Below are 22,999 nucleotides of genomic sequence, written 5' to 3'. Positions count from 1 at the left end.
TGATTCAGCCGGGCCGCCGTTCGTCAATTCAAAGATCAGAGCGGGCGAATGTTCTCCGCCTGCGGGCCCTTCTGGCCCTGGGTGACATCGAATTCAACCCGCTGGTTCTCGTCGAGGCTGCGGAATCCGCTCGACGCGATCGCGGAGAAGTGGGCGAAGACGTCGGGGCCGCCGCCGTCCTGGGCGATGAAGCCGAAGCCCTTGTCACCGTTGAACCACTTCACGGTACCTGTAACCATGTCTGCTCCTCGCAGGCTGTTCGAGCTCGCACTGTGCGGACTCGCACGCCGCCGCGTTGATCACCCGCGCCGAACCGACACGAAAAACGAAAAAGCGCCCGCGGGTTTCAGATAACCCCATCAGGCGCCGAAAACGTCTACGGAAATCAAAACTGCAACGACGCCAAGCTAGCACAGATTCGTCGGCCGAGCCCAACGCGAGTAGGCTGGTCACCGGATCGGTTCGTCAAAATCATTTCGGCGCGCCGCCGCCATCCGAGCTCATCGACAGGAGAGCGACCTTCGTGACAGCCCCGCCCCAGGTCACCGCCGCACCCGCCAAGACCTTCCGCGAGAAGGGTGCGGACAGCTTCCACGCCGCGCTCGGCGCGGTCCTGGCCACCGCGCTCGACGACGCGCTCGAGTCGGGTGACCACCCGCGGGCGGTCACCATCATCAACCGCGGCTTCGCCGAGGGCACCCCCCAGCTGGGCTGCGACCTGCTGTGCCGGGCCATCGCCGCGGTGGGCGCGGCCCGCACGTGGACGGTGCAGCTGGCCCCGCAGAACGACAACCGGCGGCGAGCGACACCGTAAGGCCGGCGGCTCACTCGCCCGGGTTCGCCCCGATCTCGGACTCGCTGACCCGGGTGGGCTCGAGCACACGGTGCAGGAACTCGCGGGTGCGCTCCGCACGCGGGCTGCCGAAGACCTGCGCCGGGCGGCCCTGCTCGACGATCACCCCGGCGTCCATGAAAACCACCCGGGAGGCGACCTCGCGGGCGAAGGCCATCTCGTGGGTCACCACGAGCATGGTCATGCCCTCGGCGGCCAGACCGCGCATGACCGCCAGCACCTCACCGACCAGTTCGGGGTCGAGGGCGCTGGTCGGCTCGTCGAAGAGCATCAGCTGCGGCTCCATGGCCAGCGAGCGGGCGATGGCGACCCGCTGCTGCTGGCCGCCGGAGAGCTGCGCCGGGTAGGAGTCGGCCTTGTCGGCCAGGCCCACCCGGTTCAGATTGTCCGAGGCGATCCGGTACGCCTCGGCCCGGCTCCGCTTGAGGACGCGGCGCTGGGCGATGGTGACGTTCTCCCGGACGGTCAGGTGGCCGAAGAGGTTGAACTGCTGGAACACCATGCCGATGCCCCGGCGTACGGCGTCGATGTCGCAGTCCGGGTCGGTGACCTCGACACCGGCCACCCGGATGGAGCCGCTGGTCGGCTCCTCGAGCAGGTTCACACAGCGCAGCAGCGTCGACTTGCCCGACCCGGACGGCCCGATGACGCAGACCACCTCGCCCGGCTCGACCGAGAGATCGATGCCGCGCAGCACCTCCAGCCGGCCGAACGACTTGTGCAGCCCGCTGATCTCGATCGTCGACATCGCCGTCACCTCTCCCTCGCCGCGCGACGTTCCAGCCCCCGGACCAGCTGCGACAGCGGCAGGGTGAGCACCAGGTAGAGCAGTCCGGCCACCACCAGCGGGGTCGGGTTGACCCGGGTGTTGAGCGTGTCGCCGGCGAACTTGGTCAGCTCGATGGTCGACGCCGTGACACCCAGCACGTAGACCAGCGAGGTGTCCTTGGTCAGCAGGATGATCTCGTTGGTCAGCGGCGGGATGACGATGCGGAAGGCCTGCGGCAGCACGATCGAGACCATCGCCCGGGTGTGTGACATGCCGAGCGTACGGGCGGCCTCGAGCTGCCCCTTGGGGACGGCCTGGATGCCGGCCCGCAGGGTCTCGGCCATGTAGGCCGCGGCGGTCAGGCCGAGGCCGACGGTGACCGAGCCGTAGACCCCGCCCGGGATCTCGCGGTCCGGGAAGGCCAGCGGCACGCCGTAGCCGACCATGAAGAGCACCAGCAGCGAGGGCAGGCCGCGGAACAGCTCGATGTATCCGGTGGCGAACCACCGGTAGGGCAGGATCGACGACAGCCGCATCAGCGCCAGCACGAGCCCGAGGGTCAGGCCGAAGACGAACGCCAGCAGCGTGTAGAGGATCGTGTTGCGCAGCGCGACGGTGATCGCCTCGGGGAACATGCTGCCGGCCACGTCCAGCCGGAAGAACGCGTCGGACAGGCGGCCCCAGTCGGCGGCGGCCAGCGCGGCCACGATCGCCAATCCGAAGACGACGTAGCCGGCGACGCGGACGATGCGGCGCCGCCGGCGGGGAGTCAGTCTCATCGCGGAGGTCAGCTCGCCGGCTTCTCGCCGATCCACTCGGCGTAGATCTTGTCGTACGTGCCGTCGGAGCGGGCCGCCGTGATGGCGTCGTTCACGTTCTTGAGCAGCTCGGCGTTGCCCTTCTTGACGGCGAAGCCGTACTGCTCGCCGGTGTCGAAGCCGGCCGCGACGACGACCTTGCCCGGGTTGGCCTTGATGTACTCGTTCCAGACCGGCAGGTCGTTGACGGCCGCCACGACCTGGTTGGTGGCCAGCGCCTGCTGCAGCGCGGCCAGATCCTTGTAGGAGACCACCTCGATCTTGAGGTTCTTCTCCTTGACCTGGGTGTTGATGTATTCCTCGCCGGTGGTGCCACCCTGCACGCCGAGGCGCTTGCCGACCAGCTCCTCGAGCGTCTTGACCTCCTTGCCGGCCTGGGTGGCGAGCGCCTGCGTGGCGTCGAAGTAGGGCACCGAGAAGTCCAGCACCTTCTTGCGCTCGTCGGTGATCGTCATGCCGGCCGCGGCCACGTCACACTTGCCCGAGTTGAGGTCGGCGCCCGACTTGATGCCCTCGAACGGCGTGTCCACGATGGCCTGCGTGACACCCAGCTTGGTGGCGACCAGGTCGATGAGCGCGACGTCGAAGCCGACCACCTTGCCGCTCGGGTCCTTCGACTGGAACGGCGCGTACGGCAGATGGGTGCAGGTGGTCAGCGTCCCCGCCTTGACCAGCGCCACGCCGGCCTCGGTGGTGCCGCCGGTGTCCTTCTTGGCGCAGCCCGCGGCGCCGGTCAGCGCCAGTGACGCGACGATCGCGACCCCGGCCAGTCCCGTTGCTCTCATGCGTCTCTCCCCGATCGACGGTCCGCGCCCGCCGCGCGATCACGACAGGCTAATCCATGATCCCCTATACCCATCGACGTGGATCCGCGCATCTGCCTTCCGGCCGATGCCCGGCATCGGCCACAAGTCGTGAAACCTCCCGGATTCGTGTCAACGCTCATCGATCTCACAGGTTCCTTACATTGTCTGGCTTGGATGTCCCGGTAGCGGCCGCTCCCCCGGCGGCCGCCCGACCGGAAGGACCCCATGACGGACCCGTTGAAGAAGCGACGCCGGCGCTCGCGGCTGATGACGTACGGCGCGGTGGCCGCATCGCTCGCGCTGACCGCCGCCGGCGTGGGAGTGGCCCAGGCCGCCGCCACCCCTGCCCCGCTGTCCTTCGTGGCCGCCACCGGGCAGGTGACCGCCGAGCGGTACGACTACGACGGCGAGATCTACCTGTCCTTCGACCTGGGCCTGCACGTGATCGCGGGCAAGGACCCGCTGGAGATCTGGGCCAAGCGGACCGGCTACGACAAGCCCATCGTGGCCGAGCGGACCGTGGTCCAGAACGGCAAGAAGAAGAAGGTCGCGTTGCCGGCCGGTCTGGTCCCGGACTTCAACGGGCTCAAGGACTTCACCTCCATCTCCATCGCCGACTCGGCCGGCCAGGTGGTCAAGGAGTACAAGACCCCGTTCTGCGGCAACTCGTGGGCGTCGGCCCGGGCCCGGCCGGACGCCCCGGCCGCCAACCCGTACCCGCAGAGCTGCGGCGGCTACAACCCGTTCACCCTGGGCGCGGTCTGGGGTGTGCAGGCCGGCTGGGACGCCGCGGTCCTCGACCAGCCCCCGTCCGACGACGACCAGCCCTTCGACCTGCCGGTCGGCCAGTACACGGCCACCGCCACGGTGAACCCGGTCTACCAGGAGCTCTTCGGCATCCCGAAGGACCAGGGCACCGCGAAGGTCGGCGTGAACGTCGTCGTCGGCGACACCGACCGGAAGGGGCTGGCCCGGATCAAGGCGGCCGACGCCGGACCGGTCGAGGCGGCCGACGAGCACTCGGTGCACACCGCCGAGGGTGACGCCAAGCGCCAGGTGTCGGCGTTCGTGCCGGAGCTGCGCGCGCCGGCCAAGCGCCCGACCCCGCTCAAGGCCACGCCGACCGGCGGCCCGCGGCCGGACCTGCGCTCGCTGCCGGCCTGGGAGATCGCGCTGGAGCAGGAAGACGACAAGTGGTACGTCAACTTCGGCGCCACCGTGTGGAACGCCGGCACGTCCCCGCTGCTGGTCGACGGGTTCCGCCGCACCGGCACCGAGCTGATGGACGCCTACCAGTACTTCTTCGACGCCAAGGGCAACCAGGTCGGCAGCCGTCCGGCCGGCACCATGGAGTGGGACGCGCGGGAGGGCCACCTGCACTGGCACTTCACCGACTTCGCGCAGTACAACCTGCTCGACTCGACCCAGAAGCTCGCGGTGCGCAGCGGCAAGGAGGCGTTCTGCCTGGCCAACACCGACGCGGTCGACTTCACCATCCCGGGTGCGAAGTGGCGGCCGGAGAACACCGACCTGTCGACCTCGTGCGGCGCCAACACCGTGATCGCGGTGCGTGAGGTGCTCGACATCGGCAACGGCGACACCTACAGCCAGTACCGGCCGGGCCAGTCGTTCGAGATCACCGACCTGCCCAACGGCACGTACTACATCCAGGTGCTGGCCAACCCGGAGAAGAAGCTGGCCGAGCTGGACACGACCAACAACTCGGCGCTGCGCCAGATCGTCCTGGGCGGCACGCCCGAGGCGCGCACGCTGACCGTCCCGCCCGTGCACGGCATCAAGGGCTGACCACTCGAGAGAGGGGCCGGCACCCGATCGGGGTGCCGGCCCGGTCGCTCCTCAGCCGGGCAGCAGCGAGTCCGGCGGGCCGCTGCTGCCGGCCGCGTACTCCCCGAGCGGCACCGCGCCGGCCCGCCACGCGGCCAGCACCGGGTCCACGATCCGCCAGCACTCCTCGGCCGTGTCCCCCCGCACCGACAACGTGGGATCGTTCTCCAGCACACCCTTGAGCACTTCGCCGTACGGCGGCAGCTCGCCCGGCCCGAACTCGGCGTCCAGGGTCACCGGGTCGATGACGAACGGGTCACCCGGACCGTTGATGTTGAGGTCGAGGCCGAGCCGGTCCGGGCCGAACCCGATCCGCAACCGGTCCGGCTGTTCCCAGCCGCTCAGTCCACCGGGCACCCGCTGCGGCTGCCGGAACGTGATCACCGCTTCCTTGCGGGTGGCCGCCATCGCCTTGCCCGACCGCAGCCGGAACGGCACTCCCGACCATCGCCACGTGTCCACCGCGACCACCATCTCGGCCAGGGTCTCGGTCTCCCGCGCGGGGTCGACACCGGCCTCCTCGGCGTAGGCCGGGAGCCGGCGGCCGTCGAGCTCGCCGGCCGTGTAGCGGGCCCGGCGGCTCGAGGCGGCTGGATCGTCACCCCACAGATGGGTGGCCCGCAGCACCTGGGCCTTGCGATCACGGAGCTCCCGGGCCTCCACGCTGGGCGGGGCGTCCATCGCCAGCAACGCCAGCACCTGCAGCAGGTGGCTCTGCACCATGTCGACGAGCGCGCCGGCCCGGTCGTAGTAGCCCGCGCGCCCCTCGAGCGCGAGGCTCTCGTCGAAGATGATGTCCACCCCGGCCACGTGGTCCGCGTTGAGTACCGGCTCGAGGATCCGGTTGGCGAACCGCAGCCCCAGGATGTTCAGCACCGTGGACTTGCCCAGGAAGTGGTCGACCCGGTGGATCTGCTCCTCGGCCACCAGCCCGGCCAGCTCCCGGTTGAGCTGCGCGGCACTGGCCTGGTCGACCCCGAAGGGCTTCTCCAGCACCAGCCGGGTGCCGGCGGGCAACCCGACCCCGGCCAGCGCGCGGCACGCCGCCGCGGTCACCGCGGGCGGCAGCGCGAAGAAGATCACGACTTCCCCGCGGCAGGCCTCCAGCAGGCGGCGCAAATCATCCTCTCGGGTGACATCGGCTCGCAGGTAGCGGGTCTCCCGCACGGTGGTCGCGACCCGATCGCCGTCGACGGCGGCGAACGACTCGCTCATCCGCCGGCGCCAGCGCTCGTCGTCCCAGTCGTTCATGCCGCTGCCCAGCACGAGCAGGTCGGAGCCGGCGGTGCCGGCCAGCAGGCCGCCGAGACCCGGCAGCAGCAGCCGGCCGGTCAGGTCGCCCGTCGCGCCCAGGATGAGAAGCGTCTGCGTGGGCCCAGTCGTCGTCATGCGACACCCATGCCCCGGCGCGCGGGCACTGACACCACCGCGGCGCCCGGGCATCGCCGTCAGTCGGTGCCGGACTCCATCGCCGCGCGGTCGAGGGCGTCCGGGGCGACCTCGGTCTCCTCGCCGACGGCGACGATCGAGGCGGCACCGCCGAACGGCAGCTCGCCGATGAGGTTGCGCGACGGGGCCAGGCCGCCCTCGGCCACGTACTGCTCGAGCTTGTTGCGCGAGTCGGCGATGTCCAGGTTGCGCATCGTGAGCTGGCCGATCCGGTCGTCCGGGCTGAACGCGGGCAGGTGGCTGCGCTCCATCGACAGCCGCTCCGGCTGATAGCTGAAGTTGGGCCCCTGGGTGTCGAGGATCGAGTAGTCCAGGCCGCGGCGCAGCCGGATGGTCACGCTGCCGGTCACCGCGCCGCCGATCCAGCGGTCGATGCTGTCGCGCAGCATCAGGGCCTGCGGGTCGAACCAGCGACCCTCGTAGAGCAGCCGGCCCAGGCGGCGGCCCTCGGTGTGGTACATCGCGACGGTGTCCTCGTTGTGGATGGCGTTCAACAGCCGCTCGTACGCGATGTGCAGCAACGCCATGCCCGGGGCCTCGTAGACGCCGCGGCTCTTGGCCTCGATGATCCGGTTCTCGATCTGGTCGGACATGCCCAGGCCGTGCCGGCCGCCGATGACGTTGGCCTCGTGCACCAGCTCGACCGGGGAGGCGAACTCGCGGCCGTTGATCCGGACCGGGCGGCCGTGGTCGAACTCCACCGTCACGTCCTCGGTGGCGATCTCGACGTCGTCGCGCCAGAACGGGACGCCCATGATCGGGGCCACGATCTCCATCGACGTGTCGAGGTGCTCCAGACGCTTGGCCTCGTGGGTGGCGCCCCAGATGTTGGCGTCGGTCGAATACGCCTTCTCGACCGGGTCGCGGTAGGGCAGGTTGTGCTCCAGCAGGAAGTGCGACATCTCGTTGCGCCCGCCCAGCTCGGTGACGAACGCGTCGTCCAGCCAGGGCTTGTAGATCCGCAGATCGGGGTTGGCCAGCAACCCGTACCGGTAGAACCGCTCGATGTCGTTGCCCTTGAACGTCGAGCCGTCACCCCAGATCGAGATGTCGTCGGCCTGCATCGCCTGCACCAGCAGCGTGCCGACCACGGCCCGGCCCAGCGGGGTGGTGTTGAAATAGGTCTGCGCGCCCGACCGGATGTGGAAGGCGCCGCAGGTCAGCGCGATCAGGCCCTCCTCGACCAGCGCGGCCCGGCAGTCGACCAGCCGGGCCTGCTCGGCGCCGTAGGTGATCGCACGGTCCGGGATGGTGCTGAGGTCGGGCTCGTCGTACTGGCCGACGTCCGCGGTGTACGCATACGGCACGGCGCCACGCTCGCGCATCCAGGCGACCGCCGCCGATGTGTCGAGACCACCGGAGAAAGCGATTCCGACGCGCTCGCCGACAGGGAGTTTCCGCAGCACCTTGGACATGGCGGAGAGTCTAGGGGGCGCCGGTGCTCCTGGGGCTGAGGGGTACGGGCGCCACGCCGGTCAGGCGCTGCCGGTGACGGTGTCGCCCTCGACGGCCCCGGCCGGACCCGGCGGGGTCAGGCGATCTCGTTGCCGCGGTCGTCGAGCATGTGGTCGTTCCAGTATTTGTCCCACTCGTCGTCGACGTGCTCGGGGACCTTGCCCTCGGGGAAGCGGACGTAGCCGGCCGGCGGGTCCTCGCCGTCGGGCACGCACGCGCGGCCGGTGGTGCTCTCCACGGCGGCCACCGGGTACTCCCCCGAGCTGCAGATGGCCTCCCGGAACGAGCAGCCGGCGGTGAGGCCGGCGGCCAGGACGGCGGTGACGAGCAGGAACGGCATGGTGGGGCGCTTGGTCATGCCGGGAAGTCTGGTCGACGGCGGGCGGATGGGCATGCGTACGGGTACTCAACCCGCGGTGAGGCGGGTCCTCAGGTCGGCCTTGAGGATCTTGCCGACCTTCGACCGCGGCAGGTCCTCCCAGATCTCGATCTGCTTGGGCGTCTTGACGCTGCCGATGCGCTCCTTGACGAACGCGGCCAGTTCCTGTTTGTCGACCGTGGCACCGGCCCGCAGCTGGAGGACCGCGGTCACCCGCTCGCCCCACTTGTCGTCGGGCAGGCCGATCACCGCGCAGTCCTGGATCGCCGGGTGCTGCATGAGGGCCTGCTCGACCTCGGTCGAATACACGTTGAATCCTCCGGTGATCACCATGTCTTTGGCACGGTCCACGATGAACAGGTAGTTCTCGTCGTCGAGGTAGCCGATGTCCCCGGTGTGGTGCCAGCCGTGGGCCGAGGCGGCCGCGGTGGCGGCCGGATCGCGGTGGTAGCCGCGCATCACCAGCGATCCGCGGGCCACGATCTCACCGGTGACGCCCCGGGGCAGCAGCTCACCGTCGGGCGCCATGATGGCCACGGTGACCAGCGGCGAGGGCCGACCGGCGGAGGACAGCCGGGCGACCGCGACGCGACCGTCGGGCAGGTAGTGGTCGGCCGGCGCCATCGTCGAGATCATCATGGGCGCCTCGGTCTGGCCGAACAGTTGCGCCATCGGGCCGATCCGGTGCAGCGCCTCCTCCAGGCGGCTCGCGGACATCGGCGCCGCCCCGTACCAGAAGCACTGCAGCGACGTCAGATCGGCAGTGTCCAGTGCGGGGTGTGCGAGGACCATGTAGATCAGCGTCGGCGGCAGGAAGGTGTGCGTCACACGGTGCCGCTCGAGGGACGCGATGAACTCGGCCACGTCGGGCCGGCGCATGATGACGATCTCGCCGCCCTTGGCCAGCACCGGGAAGCACAGCACCCCGGCCGCGTGGGTCAGCGGGGCGAGCGCGAGATAGACCGGGCGCTCCGGCCACGGATAGCTCATCAGGGTGATCGCGGTCATCGCCTCGAGGTTGGCCCCGGTCAACTCGACGCCCTTGGGCCGCCCGGTGGTGCCGCCGGTGCCGACGATCATGGCCAGGTCGTCGGCCGGGGGCTGGTCGGCCTCCACCGGAGGAGAAAGGAACTCGGCCCAGTCGGTCTCGAGGCAGACCAGGGTGCGCAACGACGGCAGCTCATCGCGGATCTTGGCGACCAGCGGCGCGTACGCCTCCTGATAGATCAAAGCCGTGCAGCCGAACAGATCCAGCAGCTCCCGATTCTCGTACGCCTCGTTGCGCGGATTGATCGGGCACCACACCGCACCGGCCCGGCTGATCCCGAACACACACGTGAAGGCGGTCGGATCGTTGCCGGAGAGCACCGCCACCCGGTCGCCGGGAACGATCCCCCGGGCGGCCAGCGCCCCGGCGATGCGGACGCTGAGCTGCCACACCTCGCCGTACGTCCGGGTCTCCCCCTCGGTGGTCAGACACGGCGCGTCCGGGTCGAGCGAAGCCCCTTTGTCGAGGTAGTCGGCCAGCCGCATGGCTCAGCGCTCGACCGTGACGGTCGGCTCACGGACCAGGCCGAAGCTCTCCAGCACGCCGAGCAGCTCGCGATGACCGAAGGCCTGGCAGCCGGAGGCGAAACCGACCCGCCGGGGCGGTTGCTGCAACAGGTGGTAGGCGGCATAGGCCTGCATCAGGCCGGTCTGCTTGTAGTTGGAGTTGCCGTAGAGGACGCAGTGCGCGCGCCCGAGCGGCCCGGAGGCGTGCACCGAGTCGACCGACTTGTTGAGCCGGGGGTTCTCCCGCGGCGGCATCTGGTTCATCACCTGGGCGGCGGTCGCGGTCAGGGCCGCGTACCGGTCGGCGGGCGCCATGTCCCTGGTCGCCTCGACGGCGCCGGCCACGATCTGCGGGACGCCGTTCATCAGCGCGCGGTTGAACACGCCACCGAGCACCTTGACGTTGGCCACCCGCGGATCCCGCCGATACCAGACCGGGTGCGAGGTGCCGCCCCACGGCAGCGCCAGCGCGAGCTCGTGCTGGCCGGGCAGCACCAGTTGATACAGGCCGGCCTCGGGATCCCAGGCCTCGTAACGGTTCTGCTCGAGCCGGAAGGCGCCGGAGGTGGCCGCGTTGACCAGGATCGTCAGCGTGGACGCGATGGTCGGGCTCCCGCCCCAGAACACCGCGATGTCCAACGTGTCCAGTCCCGGCTTCTCCAGGCACAGCTCGGCGGCGATCTCCCCGGTGGTGTACATCTGCGCGATGCCCGGCGCGAGCAGCAGCCCGGCGGCGGCGAAACCGGCGCCGTACTTCTCGTCGCAGGTGATCATCCAGTCCTGCTCGCCGGTGGTGTCGAGGTAGTGCGCGCCGGCGGCCAGGCAGGCCTCGACCACCTCGGGCCCATGGACGCTGAACGGCCCGACGGTGTTGCACACGACCGAGGCCCCGGAGAACAGCTCGGTCAGCGCCTCGGTGTCGTGGCCGACCTCGGCGATCTCGTAGTCGGCGGTCTCGATACCGGCCACGTTCTCCTGCATCGACTGCTTGAGCTTGGCCGCGTCCCGGCCGGCGGCGACGAACGGGACGTTGTACTCCCGCAGGTACTCGCAGATCAGCCGGCCGGTGTAGCCGGAGGCGCCGTAGACGACGACGGGCTTGGTGGCCATGTCACATCCCCATTCCGCCGTCGACCGGCAGGCTGGCGCCGTTGATGAAACGGGCCGCGTCCGAGGCCAGGAAGACCACGGCGTCGGCCATGTCGGCCACCTCGCCCAGCCGCCCCGACGGGGTGAGCTCGACCACCGCGCCGACCGCCTCCTCGGGCGAGCCGAACAACCCGATCCGGGCGACGTCGTTGGCCAGCCCGGCCCCCATCGCGGTGGGCACCAGGCCGGGACAGACGCAGTTCACGCGTACGCCGTAACCGAGCTTGCCCGACTCCATGGCGGCCACCCGGGTGAGCCGGTCGACGCCCGACTTGGTGGCCGAATAGATCGCGATGCCGGGGAAGGCGATGGTGGCGGCGACCGAGGCCACGTTGATCACGACGCCGCTCTTCTGCTCGCGCATCGCGCGGAAGGCGTGCTTGATGCCGAGCGCCGTGCCCAGCACGTTGACCTCGAGCTGCTTGCGCACGGCGGCCGCGTCGAGGTCGACGATCAGGCTGGTGATCTCGACGCCGGCGTTGTTGACCACGATGTCGAGCCCGCCCAGGATCCCGGTCGCCTGCCCGACCGCGGTCGCCCAGCCGTCGTCGTCGGTGACGTCGAGATGCACGAAGCCGTGCCCGTCGCCGAACGACTCGGCCACCTTGGGCCCGAGGTCGTCCTGCAGGTCGGCGATGACAACCTTCGCGCCGGCCGCGACGAGCGCGCGGGCCATGCCCTCGCCGAGACCTTGGGCCCCGCCGGTGACGAGGGCGCGGCGGCCGGTGAGATCGATCTGTGCCATGGCAGCTCCTGTGATGCTCGACGGCGTGAGACCCACATCACATGCCCGTTCTTGACACTTGTCAAGAAAAACCTGGACGACTGTCAAGACGTACGATGTCGGCGTGACGTCTGTGAAGGCCCGGCCGGTCGACAAGTTCGACCGCCGCCGCGACGAGCTTGCCGAGTCCGCGCTGCTGACCCTCGGCGAGCTGGGTTACGCCCGGGCCAGCCTGCGCGAGATCGCCGGCAACTCCCCGTTCAGCCACGGCGTCGTCCACTACTACTTCCAGGACAAGCTCGAGCTGTTCATCTACAGCATCCGGTACTACAAGGCCCGCTGCGTGACCCGCTACGACGCCGTGGTCCGCGACTCGGCCTCGCCGGACGAGCTGATCGAGGCGTTCGCGGCCAAGCTGGCCCAGACGATCCGCGACGAGGCGCCGATGCACCGCCTCTGGTACGACCTGCGCACCCAGAGCATGTTCGAGGACGGGCTGCGCGAGGCCATCACCGAGATCGACGGCACCCTCGAGGCGATGATCTGGCGGGTGGTCGACCGCTACGCCGAGCTGCGGGAGGCTCAGCCCACGGTGAGCCCGAAGGCCGCGTACGGCATGCTCGACGGTCTTTTCCAGCAGGCCCTGCTGGCCCACACGGCCCTCGGCGAGCCGGTCCTCGACCAGCTCGCCGCCGAGGTCCGCACCGTCCTGCCGCTGCTGGTCCGCTGAGATCCCCGTCCCGCATCCTTCGGCGGCCTGGATTCATCCCATCATCCCATGTTTCACTGTCGCGGTGACTACGACCGTGCCCCCTCCCGTCCGGCTGCATCGCGGCATCCTGCTCGCCGTCGCGCTGACCGCGCTCAACCTGCGCACCGCGGTGACCGGGTTCAGCGTGCTGACCGGCCAGGCCGGCGACGACCTGCACTTCGGACCGGTCGTGGCCGGCGCCATCGGCACGATCGTGACCGCCTGTTTCGCGCTGGCCGCCTTCGCCGCCCCGCCGCTCGCCCGCCGGCTCGGCCTGGAACGCACCGCCGCGATCGCGGTCACCGCCACCACGGCCGGGATCCTGCTGCGGGCGGCCGCCTGGTCGCCGGCCGTCATGATCGTCGCCACCGTCATCGCGTTCGCCGGGGTGGGTGCGGCCAACGTCATCCTCATCCCGATCGTCAAACAGCACTTCCCGCAGCGGCTGCACGCGATCAGCACCATGTACATGGTCCTGCTCCAGGTCGGCCAGCTGGCGGCCCCGCTGCTCGCACTGCCGCTGGCCCACGCGTACGGCTGGCGGACGGCCGCCGGCGCCTGGGCCGTCGTGACCGCGGTGGCCGCCGTGCTGTGGTTCGTCGCCGTTCCGCGCTCGAGCGCCCCGGCCGCTCCGGCCGCGGCGCCGCCACCGCCCGTCTCCTGGCGCACCCCGCTCGTCCTGGGGCTGATCGGCCTGATGGCGATGACCACGCTGCACGTCTACACGCTGGTCACCTGGTTCCCGGCCATGCTGGAGGACGCCGGGCTCAGCACGACCGAGAGCGCCCTGCTGCTGTCGTGGTTCGCCGGGCTCGGGCTGATCGCCGCCTTCGTGGTGCCACCCCTGACCACCCGGCTGCGCAACCCCTACCCGATCGTCGCGGTCTGCGTGGCGCTGATGGGCATCGGCTACGCGGGCATGCTCACCGCCCCGGCCGGCGGTGCCTTCGCCTGGGCGACCGCCTTCGGTCTCGGCGTCAGCACCTTCCCGCTCTGTCTGACCCTGATCGCCGCCCGGGCGGCCGACTCGCAGAGCGCCTCCCGGCTGTCCGGCCTGGTCCAGGGGGTCGGCTACGGCATCGGCTGCGTCGGCCCGCTCGCGCTGGGCGCGATCCACCAGGTCAGCGGCGGCTGGAACGAGACGTACGGGCTCCTCGCGGCCACCCTGCTGATCACCCTGGGCGCCGGGTGGGCCGCGTGCCGCCCCGTCCCGGTCCCCGCCGATTAGGCTGCGAGCCGTGCCTTTCGATCGCGCCGGCCTCGGCACCCAGGTGACCGAGCTCTTCCGCTCCCAGGTCACCGACGGCCGCTGGCCGGTGGGCAGCAAGATCCCCACCGAGCCCGAGCTGGTCGAGTGGAGCGGGGCGGGCCGCAACACCGTACGGGAAGCGATCGGCTCCCTCGTCCAGGCCGGCATCCTGCGGCGCGAGCAAGGCCGCGGCACCTTTGTGGTGTCCAGCTCCGACCTGCGATCCTCGGTCTCGCGCCGGGTGGCCGCCACGTCCCGCCGCGACAGCCTCGAGTTGCGTCTCGCGCTCGACGCCGCCTCGGCCCGCCTGGCCGCACAACGCCGCACTCCCGCCGACGCCGACCACCTGATCCGCCTGCTGAACGAGCGGCAGGCCGCCTGGACCACCGGCAACGCCCACGAGCGCGTCCGCGCCGACTCGGCCCTGCACCGGGCGGTGGTCGCCGCCACCCACAACGCTCTCCTGGAAGACGTCTACGAAGGACTGCTCGGCGTCTTCGAAGAGGTTCAGCTGCACGACGTGGCCGGCGACACCGACGATCTGGCCCAGCTGCACACCGACCTGGTGACCGCCATCGTCGACAGCGACCCCGACCGGGCCGCGGCCACCATGTCCACGTTGCTCCAGCCGATGATCAACCAGGCCGCCATGCCACCACCCTGACGGACAGCACGCAGTTGCGTCGTAGATGCCCGCCGAAATCGGTTCTAGGTTCCCTCTCAGTGTCCTCATCCGAGGGGGCGCCGACCGAGAAAGGACCATCATGCGGCACGCCGGTCCACGGCGTGCCGCTCGGCTGCTCGCGGCCAAGGCGATCTCGGTCACCGGCGACGGGGCCTTCCTGGTCGCGGTGCCACTCCTGGCCGCCTCGCTGACCAGCGATCCGTTCACGCTGTCGGTCGTCGCGGCCGCGATGCTGTTGCCGTGGTTGCTGTTCGGTCTGCCCGCCGGCGCTTTGGCCGACCGGTGGTCCCGTCGCCGCACCATGGTCGTCGCCGATCTGGCCCGGGCGGCGATCCTGTGTGTACTCGTGGTCCTGCTGGCGACCGGGCACGCCGGCATCGGGGTGCTGATCGTCGCGGTCATCGTGATCGGTGCCGGCACCTGCATGTTCGACGCGGCCGCGCAGGGCGCCATCCCCACCCTGGTCGGCCGGGACAAGGCCGCGCTGACCCATGTCAACGGCCGGTTCTCGGCCTACGACACCATCGGCCGCAGCTTCGCCGGTCCGGCGCTGGGCTCCGCCGGTTTCGCCCTCGGCCGCAGCCTGCCCTTCGCGGCTGACGCGCTCAGTTTCCTGGCCTCGGCCCTTTTCGTCCGCCGGCTGCCTGAGCTTCACGTCCAGCGCCCCCGCACGAGCATCGCGGCCGACATCCGCGCGGGACTCCGGTTCGTTGCCGGCCATCGGGAGGTCCGGTTTCTGGTCGTCGCCGCCTGCGTCAACAACAGCGCGTTCACGTGCGCGTTCGCCACGTTCGTCCTCTACGCGACTGACGTGCTGCACGTGCCTCAGGCCTGGTACGGCATCCTCATCGCGGCCAGCGCGGCCGGTGCCGTGGCCGCCGAGTGGTGGGTCGAGCCGCTCACCCGTCGCTTCACCCACTGGCACGCGCTCGCCCTGTCCTGCGCGGGGCAGGCGGTCGCCTGGGCCGGCATCGCCCTGGCCGGCGACGTGTGGGTCACCGCGGCTCTGCTCGCCCTGTTCGGAGCGGCCAGCGGCATCGGCGCGGTCGCCCTGATGTCGGCCCGCCAGGAGGCCACCCCGGACGAGCTGCTGGGCCGGGTGACCAGCGTCTTCCGCATCGCCGGCACCGGCGTCACGGCGCTGGCCGCCCTGGCCGGCGGTCTCCTGGCCACCGCCTACGGCCTGGCCTTCCCCATGTACGCCGCCGCAGCCGCCCTCGCCGTACTGGCCGCAGTCATCCGCCTGCGTCGATAGCCCGCCGGCATCGCCGACTCCGGGATCGCCCCACCGAAGCCCGATTCTCTATGCGGGGTCGGTGACCAGTGAGGCCACGTGGCGGCCGACGTTGACCGCCTGGTCGGCGTAGCGCTCGTAGAACCGGCCCAGCAGGGCGCCGTCGATGGCGCCCTCGACGCCCATCGGCCACTCCTGGCTGAGCATGACGCCGAACAGCCGGCGGTGCAGCTCGTCCATCACGTCGTCGTCGGCGTCGAGCTGGGCGGCCAGCACCGCGTCGTGGTCGGTCAGGGCTGAGACGATCTTGCCGGCCAGGTCGTCGGCCACCGCGCTCATCGCGCTGAAGAGCTCGGCCAGCTCGGGCACCACCGCGGGGCCCGGATGCCGGCGCAGCGCCGCCCGGGCCACGTGCACCGCCAGGTCGCCCATCCGTTCGAGGTGGGCCGCCACCCTGATCGCGGTCATCAGCTTGGTCACGTTGCGCCCGTCGGGCTGCCGCGCGACCAGCTCGTAGACCCGGTCCTCGAGCACCCGGGAGAGCACGTCGATCTCGGCGTCGCGCTCGGTCACCTGCTGGGCCAGGGCATGGTCGGAGCTGAGCAGAGCCGCACTGGCCTGCCGCATCGACTCACGCGCGGCCCGGGCCATCGTGACCAGCGTGCCGCCGACCTGAGCGAGCTCACCGCCGAATCCGTCGCTCATCTGCCGCTCCTGCCTGAGGCCCGCCGCCTGCCGAGAAGCTGCCGCCGGGGAAGCTGAGATCGTACAGCTACGGCGTGTCGCCCACCTCACGAGAAGACGTGAACGGGCCGGGCTGGAGGAACTCGACACGCGTACCGGTCAGCAGGGGATCCTTGCGGGCGTGGAACCGGCGGATGTGCTCGGCGCTCTCGTGGGCCTCGAAGGCCTCGCGGTCCCGATACACCTCGTAGAAGACCCGGGCCAACGGTTCCTGCTCCACCGCATGCGTGGCGTAGGTCAGCGTGCCCGGTTCTTTGTCGGCGATCTCCCGCACCACCTCCGCGGTGAGCTCGTCGAACCGGACAGCGGCCGCCGGATCCCGGCAGTCGAAGCGAACAACCAGTGCGAACATGACTCAGACCCTACGCAGCCCGGTCACCGCCGCTTCGACGATGCCGTGACGCGCCATGACCGCCGCCGGCCGATCAGGAAGACGTCGGCGAGGGTCCGCAGGCCGCAGCCACCCAGCGTGAAGAGCATGGCGCGGTATACCTGGGTACCACGGCGGCCGGGAAGTGCCGACCGTGGTACCACGATCTCGGCTCTCCGGAAATCTAACGTCGAGAGCATGATTCAGGTACGCGAAGTCACCAAGCGGTACGGCGCGAAGACGGTCGTCGACCATCTGTCGTTCACCGCGAAGCCGGGGAAGGTCACCGGGTTCCTCGGCCCCAACGGCGCCGGCAAGTCGACCACCATGCGGATGATCGTCGGCCTCGACGCCCCGAACTCGGGCGACGTGCTGGTCAACGGCAAGCCGTACGCCTCGTCCCAGGCCCCGCTGCACGAGATCGGCGTGCTGCTCGAGGCCAAGGCCGGTCACCCGGGCCGCACCGCGGTCAGCCACCTGCTGGCCCTGGCCCGCACCCACGGCATCCCCCGCTCCCGCGTCGACGAGGTGCTCGAGCTGGCCGGTCTCTCCGCCGTCGCCCACAAGCGGGTCGGCGCCTTCTCGCTCGGCATGGGCCAGCGGCTCGGCATCGCCGCCGCACTGCTGGGCGACCCGGCCGTGGTGATGCTCGACGAGCCGGTCAACGGCCTCGACCCCGAGGGTGTCCTGTGGGTGCGCAACCTGCTCAGCGGCCTGGCGGCCGAGGGCCGCACCGTGATGCTCTCGTCGCACCTGATGAGCGAGGTCTCACTGATCGCCGAGCATCTCATCATCGTCGGCCGGGGCAAACTGCTGGCCGACACCACCGTGGCCGACCTCGTGACCGCCGAGGGCGTACGGGTTGTCACACCCGCCCCGGACGCGCTGCGCACGCTGATCGGCGGGCCGGACGTCACGGTCACCTCGACCGGCGCCGAGGAGCTGTTCGTCACCGGGCGCACCACGCGGGAGATCGGGCTGGCCGCGGCCACCCGCGGGATCCCGCTGTTCGAGCTCACCTCGCAGAACGCCTCGCTGGAAGAGGCGTTCATGGACCTGACCCGCGACGCTGTCGAATACGAGGCCGCCCGATGAAGATCACCCCTGGTGGCGTCGTCGCCGCCGAATGGACCAAGTTCTCCTCACTCCGCTCCACCTGGATCACGACCGGCATCTCGGTTCTGCTCCTGATCGTGTTCGGCACGATCGCCTCGGCGTCCTTCTCGGGCGACAGCTTGTCGGCGGTCGACCTGGCCCTGTCCGGCAGCACGCTGGCCGCCCTGGCCGTCGGCGTGCTGGGCGCGCTGCTGGCCGCGAGCGAATACACCACCGGCATGATCCGGGCGACCCTGGCCGCTGTCCCCCGCCGGCTGCCGGTGTTGTGGTCGAAGAGCCTGGTGGCCGGACTGGCCGCCCTGGTCGTGATGACCGCCGGTGCCTTCGCCGCGTTCGCCCTGGGGTCGGCCGTGCTCAACCAGGACGTCGGCGCCCTCGGCCTCGGCGATGACGGGGTGGTCCGGGCGCTGGTCGGCGCCGGGCTCTATCTGGGCCTGGTCGCCGTGCTCGGGGTGGCGCTGGGCATGCTCGTGCGCTCCAGCGCCGGCGCCATCGCGATCCTGGCCGGTGTGCTGCTGATCGTGCCCGGTCTGGCCGCGCTGCTGCCGGACGCCATCGCCGACGCGATCACCCCGTATCTGCCGAGCAACGCGGGCAGCGCCGTGATGACGCTGACCCAGGGCGAGGGCACCCTGGCCCCCTGGACCGGTCTCGCCGTCTTCGCCGGCTACGTCGTCGTGACCCTCGGCGTCGCGGCCTATCGGCTCAAGAAGTCCGACGCCTGAGAGGCGCGAGGGGAGAATGATCTGATGAGCGCACAGGGATGGCTGGTGGACCGGCAGGGCCGGGTGCGGGGGTTCGACCGGCGCCACCCGTGGGTGATGGACACCCTGGTCGCCATCCCGATCGTGCTCTTCAGCATCCCCGACCTGATCGAGAAGCCGCTGCCGGCCACGATCGCCACCCTGGTCCTGCTGCCGCCGCTGTACTGGCGGCGGCGGTACCCGTTCCCGGCGTTCCTGGTCACCGCGGCCACCGAGCTGATCCTGGCCGTGCTCGACGCCGCCGTCGGCGCCGGGGTGATCCTGCTCGTGATGCTCTTCGGGGTGGCCTCCCGAGGTTCGTGGCGGGCCCTGGCCTGGGCCACCGGGATCACGCTCACGTTGTCGGCCGCCGAGATCTATCTGTTCGAGCCGGAGCTGGTGAACCGCACCGTCACGCTGTTCCTGGTGCTCGGCACGGTGGCCGGCGCGGTCGCGTCGGGCGTCGCGGTGCGCACCCGCCGGGCGTACCTCATCGCCCTGGAGGACCGGGCCGCCCGCCTGGAGACCGAGCGGGATCAGCGGGCCCGCCTCGCCGTGGCCGACGAGCGGACCCGGGTGGCCCGCGAGATGCACGACATCGTCGGCCATCACGTGTCGGTGATCGTGGGCCTGGCCGACGGCGGAGCCGCGCTGGCGCGCTCGCGGGACGAGCAGACCGCCGAGCCGCTCCGGCTGATCGGCGAGACCGGCCGGCAGGCGCTCGCCGAGTTGCGCCGGACGTTGAGCGTGCTGCGCGACCAGGACGCCGATCCGCAGCTGAGCCCGCAGCCCGGCATCGAGGATCTCGACCGGTTGCTGCCCAGCGTGCGGGCGGCGGGGCTGCCGGTCACCTACTCGACCACCGGTGACCTGCGGACCCTCGGCCGGGGCGTGCAGCTCGCGGTCTACCGCATCGTGCAGGAAGCGCTGACCAACACCCTCAAGCACGCGGGGCGCGGCGCGGTCGCGGAGGTCACTCTGGCCGCGTCCGGCGGAGAGGTACGCGTCCGCGTGAGCGACAACGGCCGGGGCACCCCGGCCGCCCCCCACCACGGCCTGCTCGGCATGCGCGAGCGCGCCGCCCTCTACGGCGGGGTGATGACCGCCGGGCCGGCCGGGAACGGCTGGCTGGTCGACGTCGTCCTGAAGGAGCCGGCATGACCACCGTGCTGATCGTCGACGACCAGCCGTTGCAGCGTCTGGGTTTCAAGATGCTGCTCGACGGCACCCCCGGGATGATCGTGGTGGGCGAGGCGTCGGCCGGCGCCGAGGCGGTGCGGATGGCCGATCAGACCCGGCCCGACGTGGTGCTGATGGACGTGCGCATGCCCGGCATGGACGGCATCGAGGCGACCCGCCGGATCACCGCGGCCGGCCCGCGCACCCACGTGCTGATCCTGACCACGTTCGACCTGGACGAGTACGTCTACGACGGGCTGCGCGCCGGGGCGAGCGGCTTCCTGCTCAAGGACGCCCGCCCGGAGGAGCTGATCGCCGGTATCCGGGCCGTGGCGAGCGGCGACTCGGTGGTGGCGCCCAGCCTGACCCGCAAGCTGATGGACGCCTACCTGCACGACTCGCCCCCGGTCGCGCCGGTGGATCCGCGGCTGGCCACGCTCAGCGACCGCGAGCGGGAGGTTCTGGAGGCGATCGGGCAGGGCGCGACCAACACCGAGATCGCCCAGCGGTTCACGCTGACCGAGTCGACCGTCAAGAAGCACGTCGGCCGCGTCCTGGCCAAGATCGGGGCCCGCGACCGGATCCAGGCGGTCATCTTCGCGTACGACAACGGTCTGGTCCAGCCGCGTCCGTGACCGTCAGGAAGGGTCGCGGGAGACGCGGTATCCGAGCCGGAGCAGCATCTTGACGGTCTCGGTGACCAGTTCGCGGTCGTAGTCGCGTTCGTCCTCGGGCAGATCCGCGTACGGCACGAGGCTCGGCATGGTCCGCTCGGCCGTGCTCCGCTCCGGCCCGTATCGCCAGCCGTCGGCCAGGCGTTTGGAGCCCCACACGTTGTGCACGTGCTCGGCCAGTTGCTCGAGATCGGTGACCACCGCCGGCGGCAGCGTCAGGGCGGCGGTGTCATGCAGGTCCGGAACCCAGCTCATACAAGTTCTCTTCCGGTTCGTCGCCCGCGGGCGGGCGGGGCCACACGTCCGCGACCAGACGGGTCAGGACGACGGTGCCGACGTCGGCGGAGTACGCGGCGTTGACGGGCTTGTCATCCTCGCAGACGCTCCACAGGGCCGAGAACTGGGTGATCCGGCCGTGCTCGCGAAGCTCCTCGAGCAGTTCCACCACATTGATCATCGTCTCGTCGGCCGCGACCACGTCCGGCCAGACCTCGTCGATCTGCTGGAGGACGTCGTCATGGGGCTCGGCGCCGGACCGGCCACAGGCGACCGGCCCGACCAGCACCCGCGGGTTGGTGGTGACGCCGTGGCGGGCCGCGACGTCGGCCAGCGGAGCCATGGACACCGTCCGGGCCGACGCGGAGACAGCCGGGTCGGCCGGGAAGTTCCAGCCGGGGCGCGGGGCGAGTCGCCCCTGCCGGTGCTCGAATCCGTAGATCTGGGTGGTGACCAGAACGTCCCCCTCGGCCGATCGGCGGCCGACCGCCTGTGCCGTGCCCAGGAGGACGACCGAGTCCGGCTCGAAGGCGTCGACCGTCCGCCGGATCGCGCGGCCGGCGTCCTCGTCCGGGGTCTCCGGCCGCGCGAGGACCACTCGGTAGCGGCCCTTGCGGGGCGAGTTGACGGTGCCGGTCACCCAGGACGAGCGGTTGGGGTGCTGCGCCGTGCCGGTCACCGGTTCCGCCCCGTCGAGGCGGCTTTCCACTGCTCTGTACATCTCCTCGGTCACCGCGATCACCGCGATGTCGGCCCGCACCGGCCGCTGCTCGCTGCCGATCACGGCGGTCGGGCGGTGCCGGAGCTTGCCCTCGGCCTCCAGGCTCGCCTGCAGATCGGCGATGATGCGCGCGACCCGCTCCTCGGTGCTCAGGTGCATCAGCGAGACTCCCTGCACCTGGCTGTCGACGCCGGTCAGCCGATCGAGGAAGTACGGGATCATCGTGAGCCGGCCGATGCGCCGCAGCTCCTCGGCCCGGACGAACTCCTTCTGGCACCACTCGCTGCCCTGATAGGACCGGCTGAGCAGCGGCACGAAGATGCGGCTCTCGTCCACCTTGCCGAGCAGCCGATGACGCCACGTCGTCGAGACCGGAATGGTGTTGTGGTATTGGTAGTGGAAGTAGTCGATGTTGTAGGCGACGAGCTCGGCGGTGATCCGCTCGGCGAGCGGGTTGTCGTCCCAGGCGTTGCTGATGAAGACCGGCCCGTTGGCCCGGCCCAGACTGCGGAAATAGGCCTTGCCCTCGTCCGCGTCGGCGAACTGACGACGCGGCCGGTCGAGCTGGTTGATCTGCAGCGCGAGCTCGCTGATCAGCTCGTGACGATCGCTCCACCAGATGGCGTGCCGGTTGGCCGCACTGCCGGCCTCCAGGGCGGCGCTCCGCACGATCGCGGGCAGGGCGGGCGGTGGCTGCGCACCGGGCTCGTGCTGGATCAGCTTGATCGAGGGGATGAAACGCCAGGTGATGTAGGGGACGACCCAGGCCGGCACGTCCGGCGCGGCCACGTCGACCAGCACGAAGTCCACCGCGTCGAGCTGAGCCGCCTCGACGACCGAGGGAAACTCCCCGAGCTTGAGGTCGACCGGCCGGTAGCCGATGTCGCGCAGCAGATCGATGATCGCCTGACGGGTCGCACCGGCATACCCGCTCTCCGGCAGGACCAGGCCGACCCGGCCCCGCGGACGGTTGCTCACCGCGCCGCTGGCCCGGGCGGCCGCGGCGATCCGGGTCAGGTCGTCGACCGGCGGCTCGAAGCGGGACAGGTCGCTGCGGCTGAACACGTGCTCGAGGTCGCCGGCCAGGAACGGTTGCTCGGAGACACCACGCTCGACGAAGAGGATGCGCGGCTTGCGGGGCGCTCGCAGGGCCAGCTCGTACTCGTAGACGGCGAACGGCGAGCATCGGTATCGGGGCTGGTCGTCGCGACGGGTCACGACCCCGACGAAGCAGTCGCTGTCACGCATCGTCATTTCCAGGTGGGTCGGCGACAGGCTGGTCGATTTCGGATCCACGGTCAACGTGAAACCGGACTCGTACATCAGGTCCACGAAGTACTCGTTGACAGCGCGGTCGGTCGACCTGTAGCTGTGGCTGAAGTAAGCGTTGATGGCCCGCTGTGGCACCTGGAGCTCCCGGCGGTGGGTCTTCGGCGGCTGGTCGATCCTACTCTCG

General features: G+C 70.7%; 24 protein-coding genes. 10 read left to right on the top strand and 14 right to left on the bottom strand.

Going from position 1 to position 22,999, the window contains the following annotated elements; all coding sequences use genetic code 11:
- Window positions 1-35 precede the first annotated feature (35 nt).
- Window positions 36-239: a cold-shock protein gene (locus NAG42_RS26235; RefSeq protein WP_250033943.1), complete on the bottom strand. Its 204-nt coding sequence runs from the start codon at window positions 237-239 to the stop codon at window positions 36-38.
- 284 nt (window positions 240-523) lie between these two features.
- Between NAG42_RS26235 and NAG42_RS26230 the strand changes: the two genes are divergently transcribed.
- On the top strand, window positions 524-814 hold the full coding sequence (locus tag NAG42_RS26230) for a hypothetical protein (RefSeq protein ID WP_250033940.1): 291 nt from the start codon (window positions 524-526) through the stop codon (window positions 812-814).
- A 10-nt stretch (window positions 815-824) separates the two neighbouring features.
- Here NAG42_RS26230 and NAG42_RS26225 read toward each other — a convergent pair whose 3' ends face one another.
- The 3 genes from NAG42_RS26225 to NAG42_RS26215 are packed head-to-tail and all read right to left on the bottom strand — an operon-like array spanning window position 825 to window position 3,225.
- Complete coding sequence (locus NAG42_RS26225; RefSeq protein WP_250033939.1) at window positions 825-1,601, bottom strand: amino acid ABC transporter ATP-binding protein; 777 nt, start codon at window positions 1,599-1,601, stop codon at window positions 825-827.
- Between the two features lie 5 nt (window positions 1,602-1,606).
- Window positions 1,607-2,401, bottom strand: coding sequence for an amino acid ABC transporter permease (locus NAG42_RS26220; RefSeq protein WP_250033931.1), 795 nt, complete (start codon window positions 2,399-2,401; stop codon window positions 1,607-1,609).
- 8 nt (window positions 2,402-2,409) lie between these two features.
- Entirely contained in the window at window positions 2,410-3,225 is an 816-nt protein-coding gene (locus NAG42_RS26215; protein WP_250033929.1) for a transporter substrate-binding domain-containing protein, read from the bottom strand.
- 246 nt (window positions 3,226-3,471) lie between these two features.
- Between NAG42_RS26215 and NAG42_RS26210 the strand changes: the two genes are divergently transcribed.
- Window positions 3,472-5,052 carry a lysyl oxidase family protein gene (locus NAG42_RS26210; RefSeq protein WP_250033918.1) on the top strand — a complete coding sequence of 527 codons (1,581 nt, stop codon included), beginning with the start codon at window positions 3,472-3,474 and terminating at the stop codon, window positions 5,050-5,052.
- A 51-nt stretch (window positions 5,053-5,103) separates the two neighbouring features.
- On the opposite strand, the gene NAG42_RS26205 is transcribed toward NAG42_RS26210, so the two are convergent.
- The 6 genes from NAG42_RS26205 to NAG42_RS26180 all read right to left on the bottom strand — a co-directional run bounded on the left by NAG42_RS26205 (window position 5,104) and on the right by NAG42_RS26180 (window position 11,822).
- A complete protein-coding gene (locus NAG42_RS26205) occupies window positions 5,104-6,480 on the bottom strand; it encodes a glucose-6-phosphate dehydrogenase (protein WP_250033915.1) in 1,377 nt (458 codons plus the stop codon).
- A 59-nt stretch (window positions 6,481-6,539) separates the two neighbouring features.
- Window positions 6,540-7,955 carry an argininosuccinate synthase gene (gene argG / locus NAG42_RS26200; protein WP_250033911.1) on the bottom strand — a complete coding sequence of 472 codons (1,416 nt, stop codon included), beginning with the start codon at window positions 7,953-7,955 and terminating at the stop codon, window positions 6,540-6,542.
- A 116-nt stretch (window positions 7,956-8,071) separates the two neighbouring features.
- A complete protein-coding gene (locus tag NAG42_RS26195; RefSeq protein WP_250033898.1) occupies window positions 8,072-8,353 on the bottom strand; it encodes an SCO0607 family lipoprotein in 282 nt (93 codons plus the stop codon).
- Between the two features lie 48 nt (window positions 8,354-8,401).
- Window positions 8,402-9,907, bottom strand: coding sequence for an acyl-CoA synthetase (locus tag NAG42_RS26190; RefSeq protein ID WP_250033895.1), 1,506 nt, complete (start codon window positions 9,905-9,907; stop codon window positions 8,402-8,404).
- A gap of 3 nt (window positions 9,908-9,910) precedes the next feature.
- Window positions 9,911-11,038: a DUF5938 domain-containing protein gene (locus NAG42_RS26185; protein ID WP_250033893.1), complete on the bottom strand. Its 1,128-nt coding sequence runs from the start codon at window positions 11,036-11,038 to the stop codon at window positions 9,911-9,913.
- Between the two features lies 1 nt (window position 11,039).
- Window positions 11,040-11,822, bottom strand: coding sequence for an SDR family NAD(P)-dependent oxidoreductase (locus NAG42_RS26180; RefSeq protein ID WP_250033889.1), 783 nt, complete (start codon window positions 11,820-11,822; stop codon window positions 11,040-11,042).
- A gap of 103 nt (window positions 11,823-11,925) precedes the next feature.
- On the opposite strand from NAG42_RS26180, the gene NAG42_RS26175 reads away from it, so the two are divergent.
- The 4 genes from NAG42_RS26175 (at window position 11,926) to NAG42_RS26160 (ending at window position 15,741) form a co-directional block, all read left to right on the top strand.
- Complete coding sequence (locus NAG42_RS26175) at window positions 11,926-12,531, top strand: TetR/AcrR family transcriptional regulator (protein ID WP_250033887.1); 606 nt, start codon at window positions 11,926-11,928, stop codon at window positions 12,529-12,531.
- A gap of 64 nt (window positions 12,532-12,595) precedes the next feature.
- Window positions 12,596-13,780: an MFS transporter gene (locus tag NAG42_RS26170; protein ID WP_250033884.1), complete on the top strand. Its 1,185-nt coding sequence runs from the start codon at window positions 12,596-12,598 to the stop codon at window positions 13,778-13,780.
- Window positions 13,781-13,790: 10 nt separating this feature from the next.
- Window positions 13,791-14,465 carry a FadR/GntR family transcriptional regulator gene (locus tag NAG42_RS26165; RefSeq protein WP_250033882.1) on the top strand — a complete coding sequence of 225 codons (675 nt, stop codon included), beginning with the start codon at window positions 13,791-13,793 and terminating at the stop codon, window positions 14,463-14,465.
- A 100-nt stretch (window positions 14,466-14,565) separates the two neighbouring features.
- Window positions 14,566-15,741, top strand: coding sequence for an MFS transporter (locus NAG42_RS26160; protein WP_250033880.1), 1,176 nt, complete (start codon window positions 14,566-14,568; stop codon window positions 15,739-15,741).
- 48 nt (window positions 15,742-15,789) lie between these two features.
- Here the strand turns inward: NAG42_RS26160 and NAG42_RS26155 are convergent, their stop codons facing one another.
- The gene (locus NAG42_RS26155; protein WP_250033878.1) at window positions 15,790-16,425 is read right to left on the bottom strand and encodes a phosphate signaling complex PhoU family protein; all 636 of its coding nucleotides are present in this window, start codon (window positions 16,423-16,425) and stop codon (window positions 15,790-15,792) included.
- A 67-nt stretch (window positions 16,426-16,492) separates the two neighbouring features.
- Window positions 16,493-16,816: a putative quinol monooxygenase gene (locus tag NAG42_RS26150; protein WP_250033875.1), complete on the bottom strand. Its 324-nt coding sequence runs from the start codon at window positions 16,814-16,816 to the stop codon at window positions 16,493-16,495.
- Window positions 16,817-17,032: 216 nt separating this feature from the next.
- On the opposite strand from NAG42_RS26150, the gene NAG42_RS26145 reads away from it, so the two are divergent.
- The 4 genes from NAG42_RS26145 to NAG42_RS26130 are packed head-to-tail and all read left to right on the top strand — an operon-like array spanning window position 17,033 to window position 20,507.
- Window positions 17,033-17,929 (top strand): ABC transporter ATP-binding protein, encoded by an 897-nt coding sequence (locus NAG42_RS26145; RefSeq protein ID WP_250033872.1) that lies wholly within the window; start codon window positions 17,033-17,035, stop codon window positions 17,927-17,929.
- Window positions 17,926-18,675, top strand: a complete 750-nt coding sequence (locus NAG42_RS26140) for an ABC transporter permease (protein ID WP_250033869.1) — start codon at window positions 17,926-17,928, stop codon at window positions 18,673-18,675. The genes NAG42_RS26145 and NAG42_RS26140 overlap by 4 nt, the downstream gene beginning before the upstream one ends.
- Before the next feature lie 24 nt (window positions 18,676-18,699).
- Window positions 18,700-19,854 carry a sensor histidine kinase gene (locus NAG42_RS26135; protein WP_250033867.1) on the top strand — a complete coding sequence of 385 codons (1,155 nt, stop codon included), beginning with the start codon at window positions 18,700-18,702 and terminating at the stop codon, window positions 19,852-19,854.
- A complete protein-coding gene (locus tag NAG42_RS26130) occupies window positions 19,851-20,507 on the top strand; it encodes a response regulator (protein ID WP_250033864.1) in 657 nt (218 codons plus the stop codon). The genes NAG42_RS26135 and NAG42_RS26130 overlap by 4 nt, the downstream gene beginning before the upstream one ends.
- Window positions 20,508-20,510: 3 nt before the next feature.
- On the opposite strand, the gene NAG42_RS26125 is transcribed toward NAG42_RS26130, so the two are convergent.
- Window positions 20,511-20,801 carry a RyR domain-containing protein gene (locus tag NAG42_RS26125; protein ID WP_250033861.1) on the bottom strand — a complete coding sequence of 97 codons (291 nt, stop codon included), beginning with the start codon at window positions 20,799-20,801 and terminating at the stop codon, window positions 20,511-20,513.
- Window positions 20,776-22,950: a TIR domain-containing protein gene (locus tag NAG42_RS26120; protein WP_250033859.1), complete on the bottom strand. Its 2,175-nt coding sequence runs from the start codon at window positions 22,948-22,950 to the stop codon at window positions 20,776-20,778. The genes NAG42_RS26125 and NAG42_RS26120 overlap by 26 nt, the downstream gene beginning before the upstream one ends.
- Between the last annotated feature and the right edge of the window lie 49 nt (window positions 22,951-22,999).

Source organism: Paractinoplanes maris (assembly GCF_023544465.1).
Lineage (GTDB): Bacteria > Actinomycetota > Actinomycetes > Mycobacteriales > Micromonosporaceae > Actinoplanes > Actinoplanes maris.
The sequence above is the reverse complement of the archived record's forward strand: the minus strand, read 5'-3'. Positions and strand labels throughout refer to the sequence as shown.

Bases quoted from the DNA above. Each gene is read 5' to 3' on its own strand.
- NAG42_RS26235 (WP_250033943.1), bottom strand. From the start codon at position 239: ATGGTTACAGGTACCGTGAAGTGGTTCAACGGTGACAAGGGCTTCGGC.
- NAG42_RS26225 (WP_250033939.1), bottom strand. From the start codon at position 1,601: ATGTCGACGATCGAGATCAGCGGGCTGCACAAGTCGTTCGGCCGGCTG.
- NAG42_RS26220 (WP_250033931.1), bottom strand. From the start codon at position 2,401: ATGAGACTGACTCCCCGCCGGCGGCGCCGCATCGTCCGCGTCGCCGGC.
- NAG42_RS26215 (WP_250033929.1), bottom strand. From the start codon at position 3,225: ATGAGAGCAACGGGACTGGCCGGGGTCGCGATCGTCGCGTCACTGGCG.
- NAG42_RS26210 (WP_250033918.1), top strand. From the start codon at position 3,472: ATGACGGACCCGTTGAAGAAGCGACGCCGGCGCTCGCGGCTGATGACG.
- NAG42_RS26205 (WP_250033915.1), bottom strand. From the start codon at position 6,480: ATGACGACGACTGGGCCCACGCAGACGCTTCTCATCCTGGGCGCGACG.
- argG (WP_250033911.1), bottom strand. From the start codon at position 7,955: ATGTCCAAGGTGCTGCGGAAACTCCCTGTCGGCGAGCGCGTCGGAATC.
- NAG42_RS26195 (WP_250033898.1), bottom strand. From the start codon at position 8,353: ATGACCAAGCGCCCCACCATGCCGTTCCTGCTCGTCACCGCCGTCCTG.
- NAG42_RS26190 (WP_250033895.1), bottom strand. From the start codon at position 9,907: ATGCGGCTGGCCGACTACCTCGACAAAGGGGCTTCGCTCGACCCGGAC.
- NAG42_RS26185 (WP_250033893.1), bottom strand. From the start codon at position 11,038: ATGGCCACCAAGCCCGTCGTCGTCTACGGCGCCTCCGGCTACACCGGC.
- NAG42_RS26180 (WP_250033889.1), bottom strand. From the start codon at position 11,822: ATGGCACAGATCGATCTCACCGGCCGCCGCGCCCTCGTCACCGGCGGG.
- NAG42_RS26160 (WP_250033880.1), top strand. From the start codon at position 14,566: ATGCGGCACGCCGGTCCACGGCGTGCCGCTCGGCTGCTCGCGGCCAAG.
- NAG42_RS26155 (WP_250033878.1), bottom strand. From the start codon at position 16,425: ATGAGCGACGGATTCGGCGGTGAGCTCGCTCAGGTCGGCGGCACGCTG.
- NAG42_RS26150 (WP_250033875.1), bottom strand. From the start codon at position 16,816: ATGTTCGCACTGGTTGTTCGCTTCGACTGCCGGGATCCGGCGGCCGCT.
- NAG42_RS26145 (WP_250033872.1), top strand. From the start codon at position 17,033: ATGATTCAGGTACGCGAAGTCACCAAGCGGTACGGCGCGAAGACGGTC.
- NAG42_RS26140 (WP_250033869.1), top strand. From the start codon at position 17,926: ATGAAGATCACCCCTGGTGGCGTCGTCGCCGCCGAATGGACCAAGTTC.
- NAG42_RS26135 (WP_250033867.1), top strand. From the start codon at position 18,700: ATGAGCGCACAGGGATGGCTGGTGGACCGGCAGGGCCGGGTGCGGGGG.
- NAG42_RS26130 (WP_250033864.1), top strand. From the start codon at position 19,851: ATGACCACCGTGCTGATCGTCGACGACCAGCCGTTGCAGCGTCTGGGT.
- NAG42_RS26125 (WP_250033861.1), bottom strand. From the start codon at position 20,801: ATGAGCTGGGTTCCGGACCTGCATGACACCGCCGCCCTGACGCTGCCG.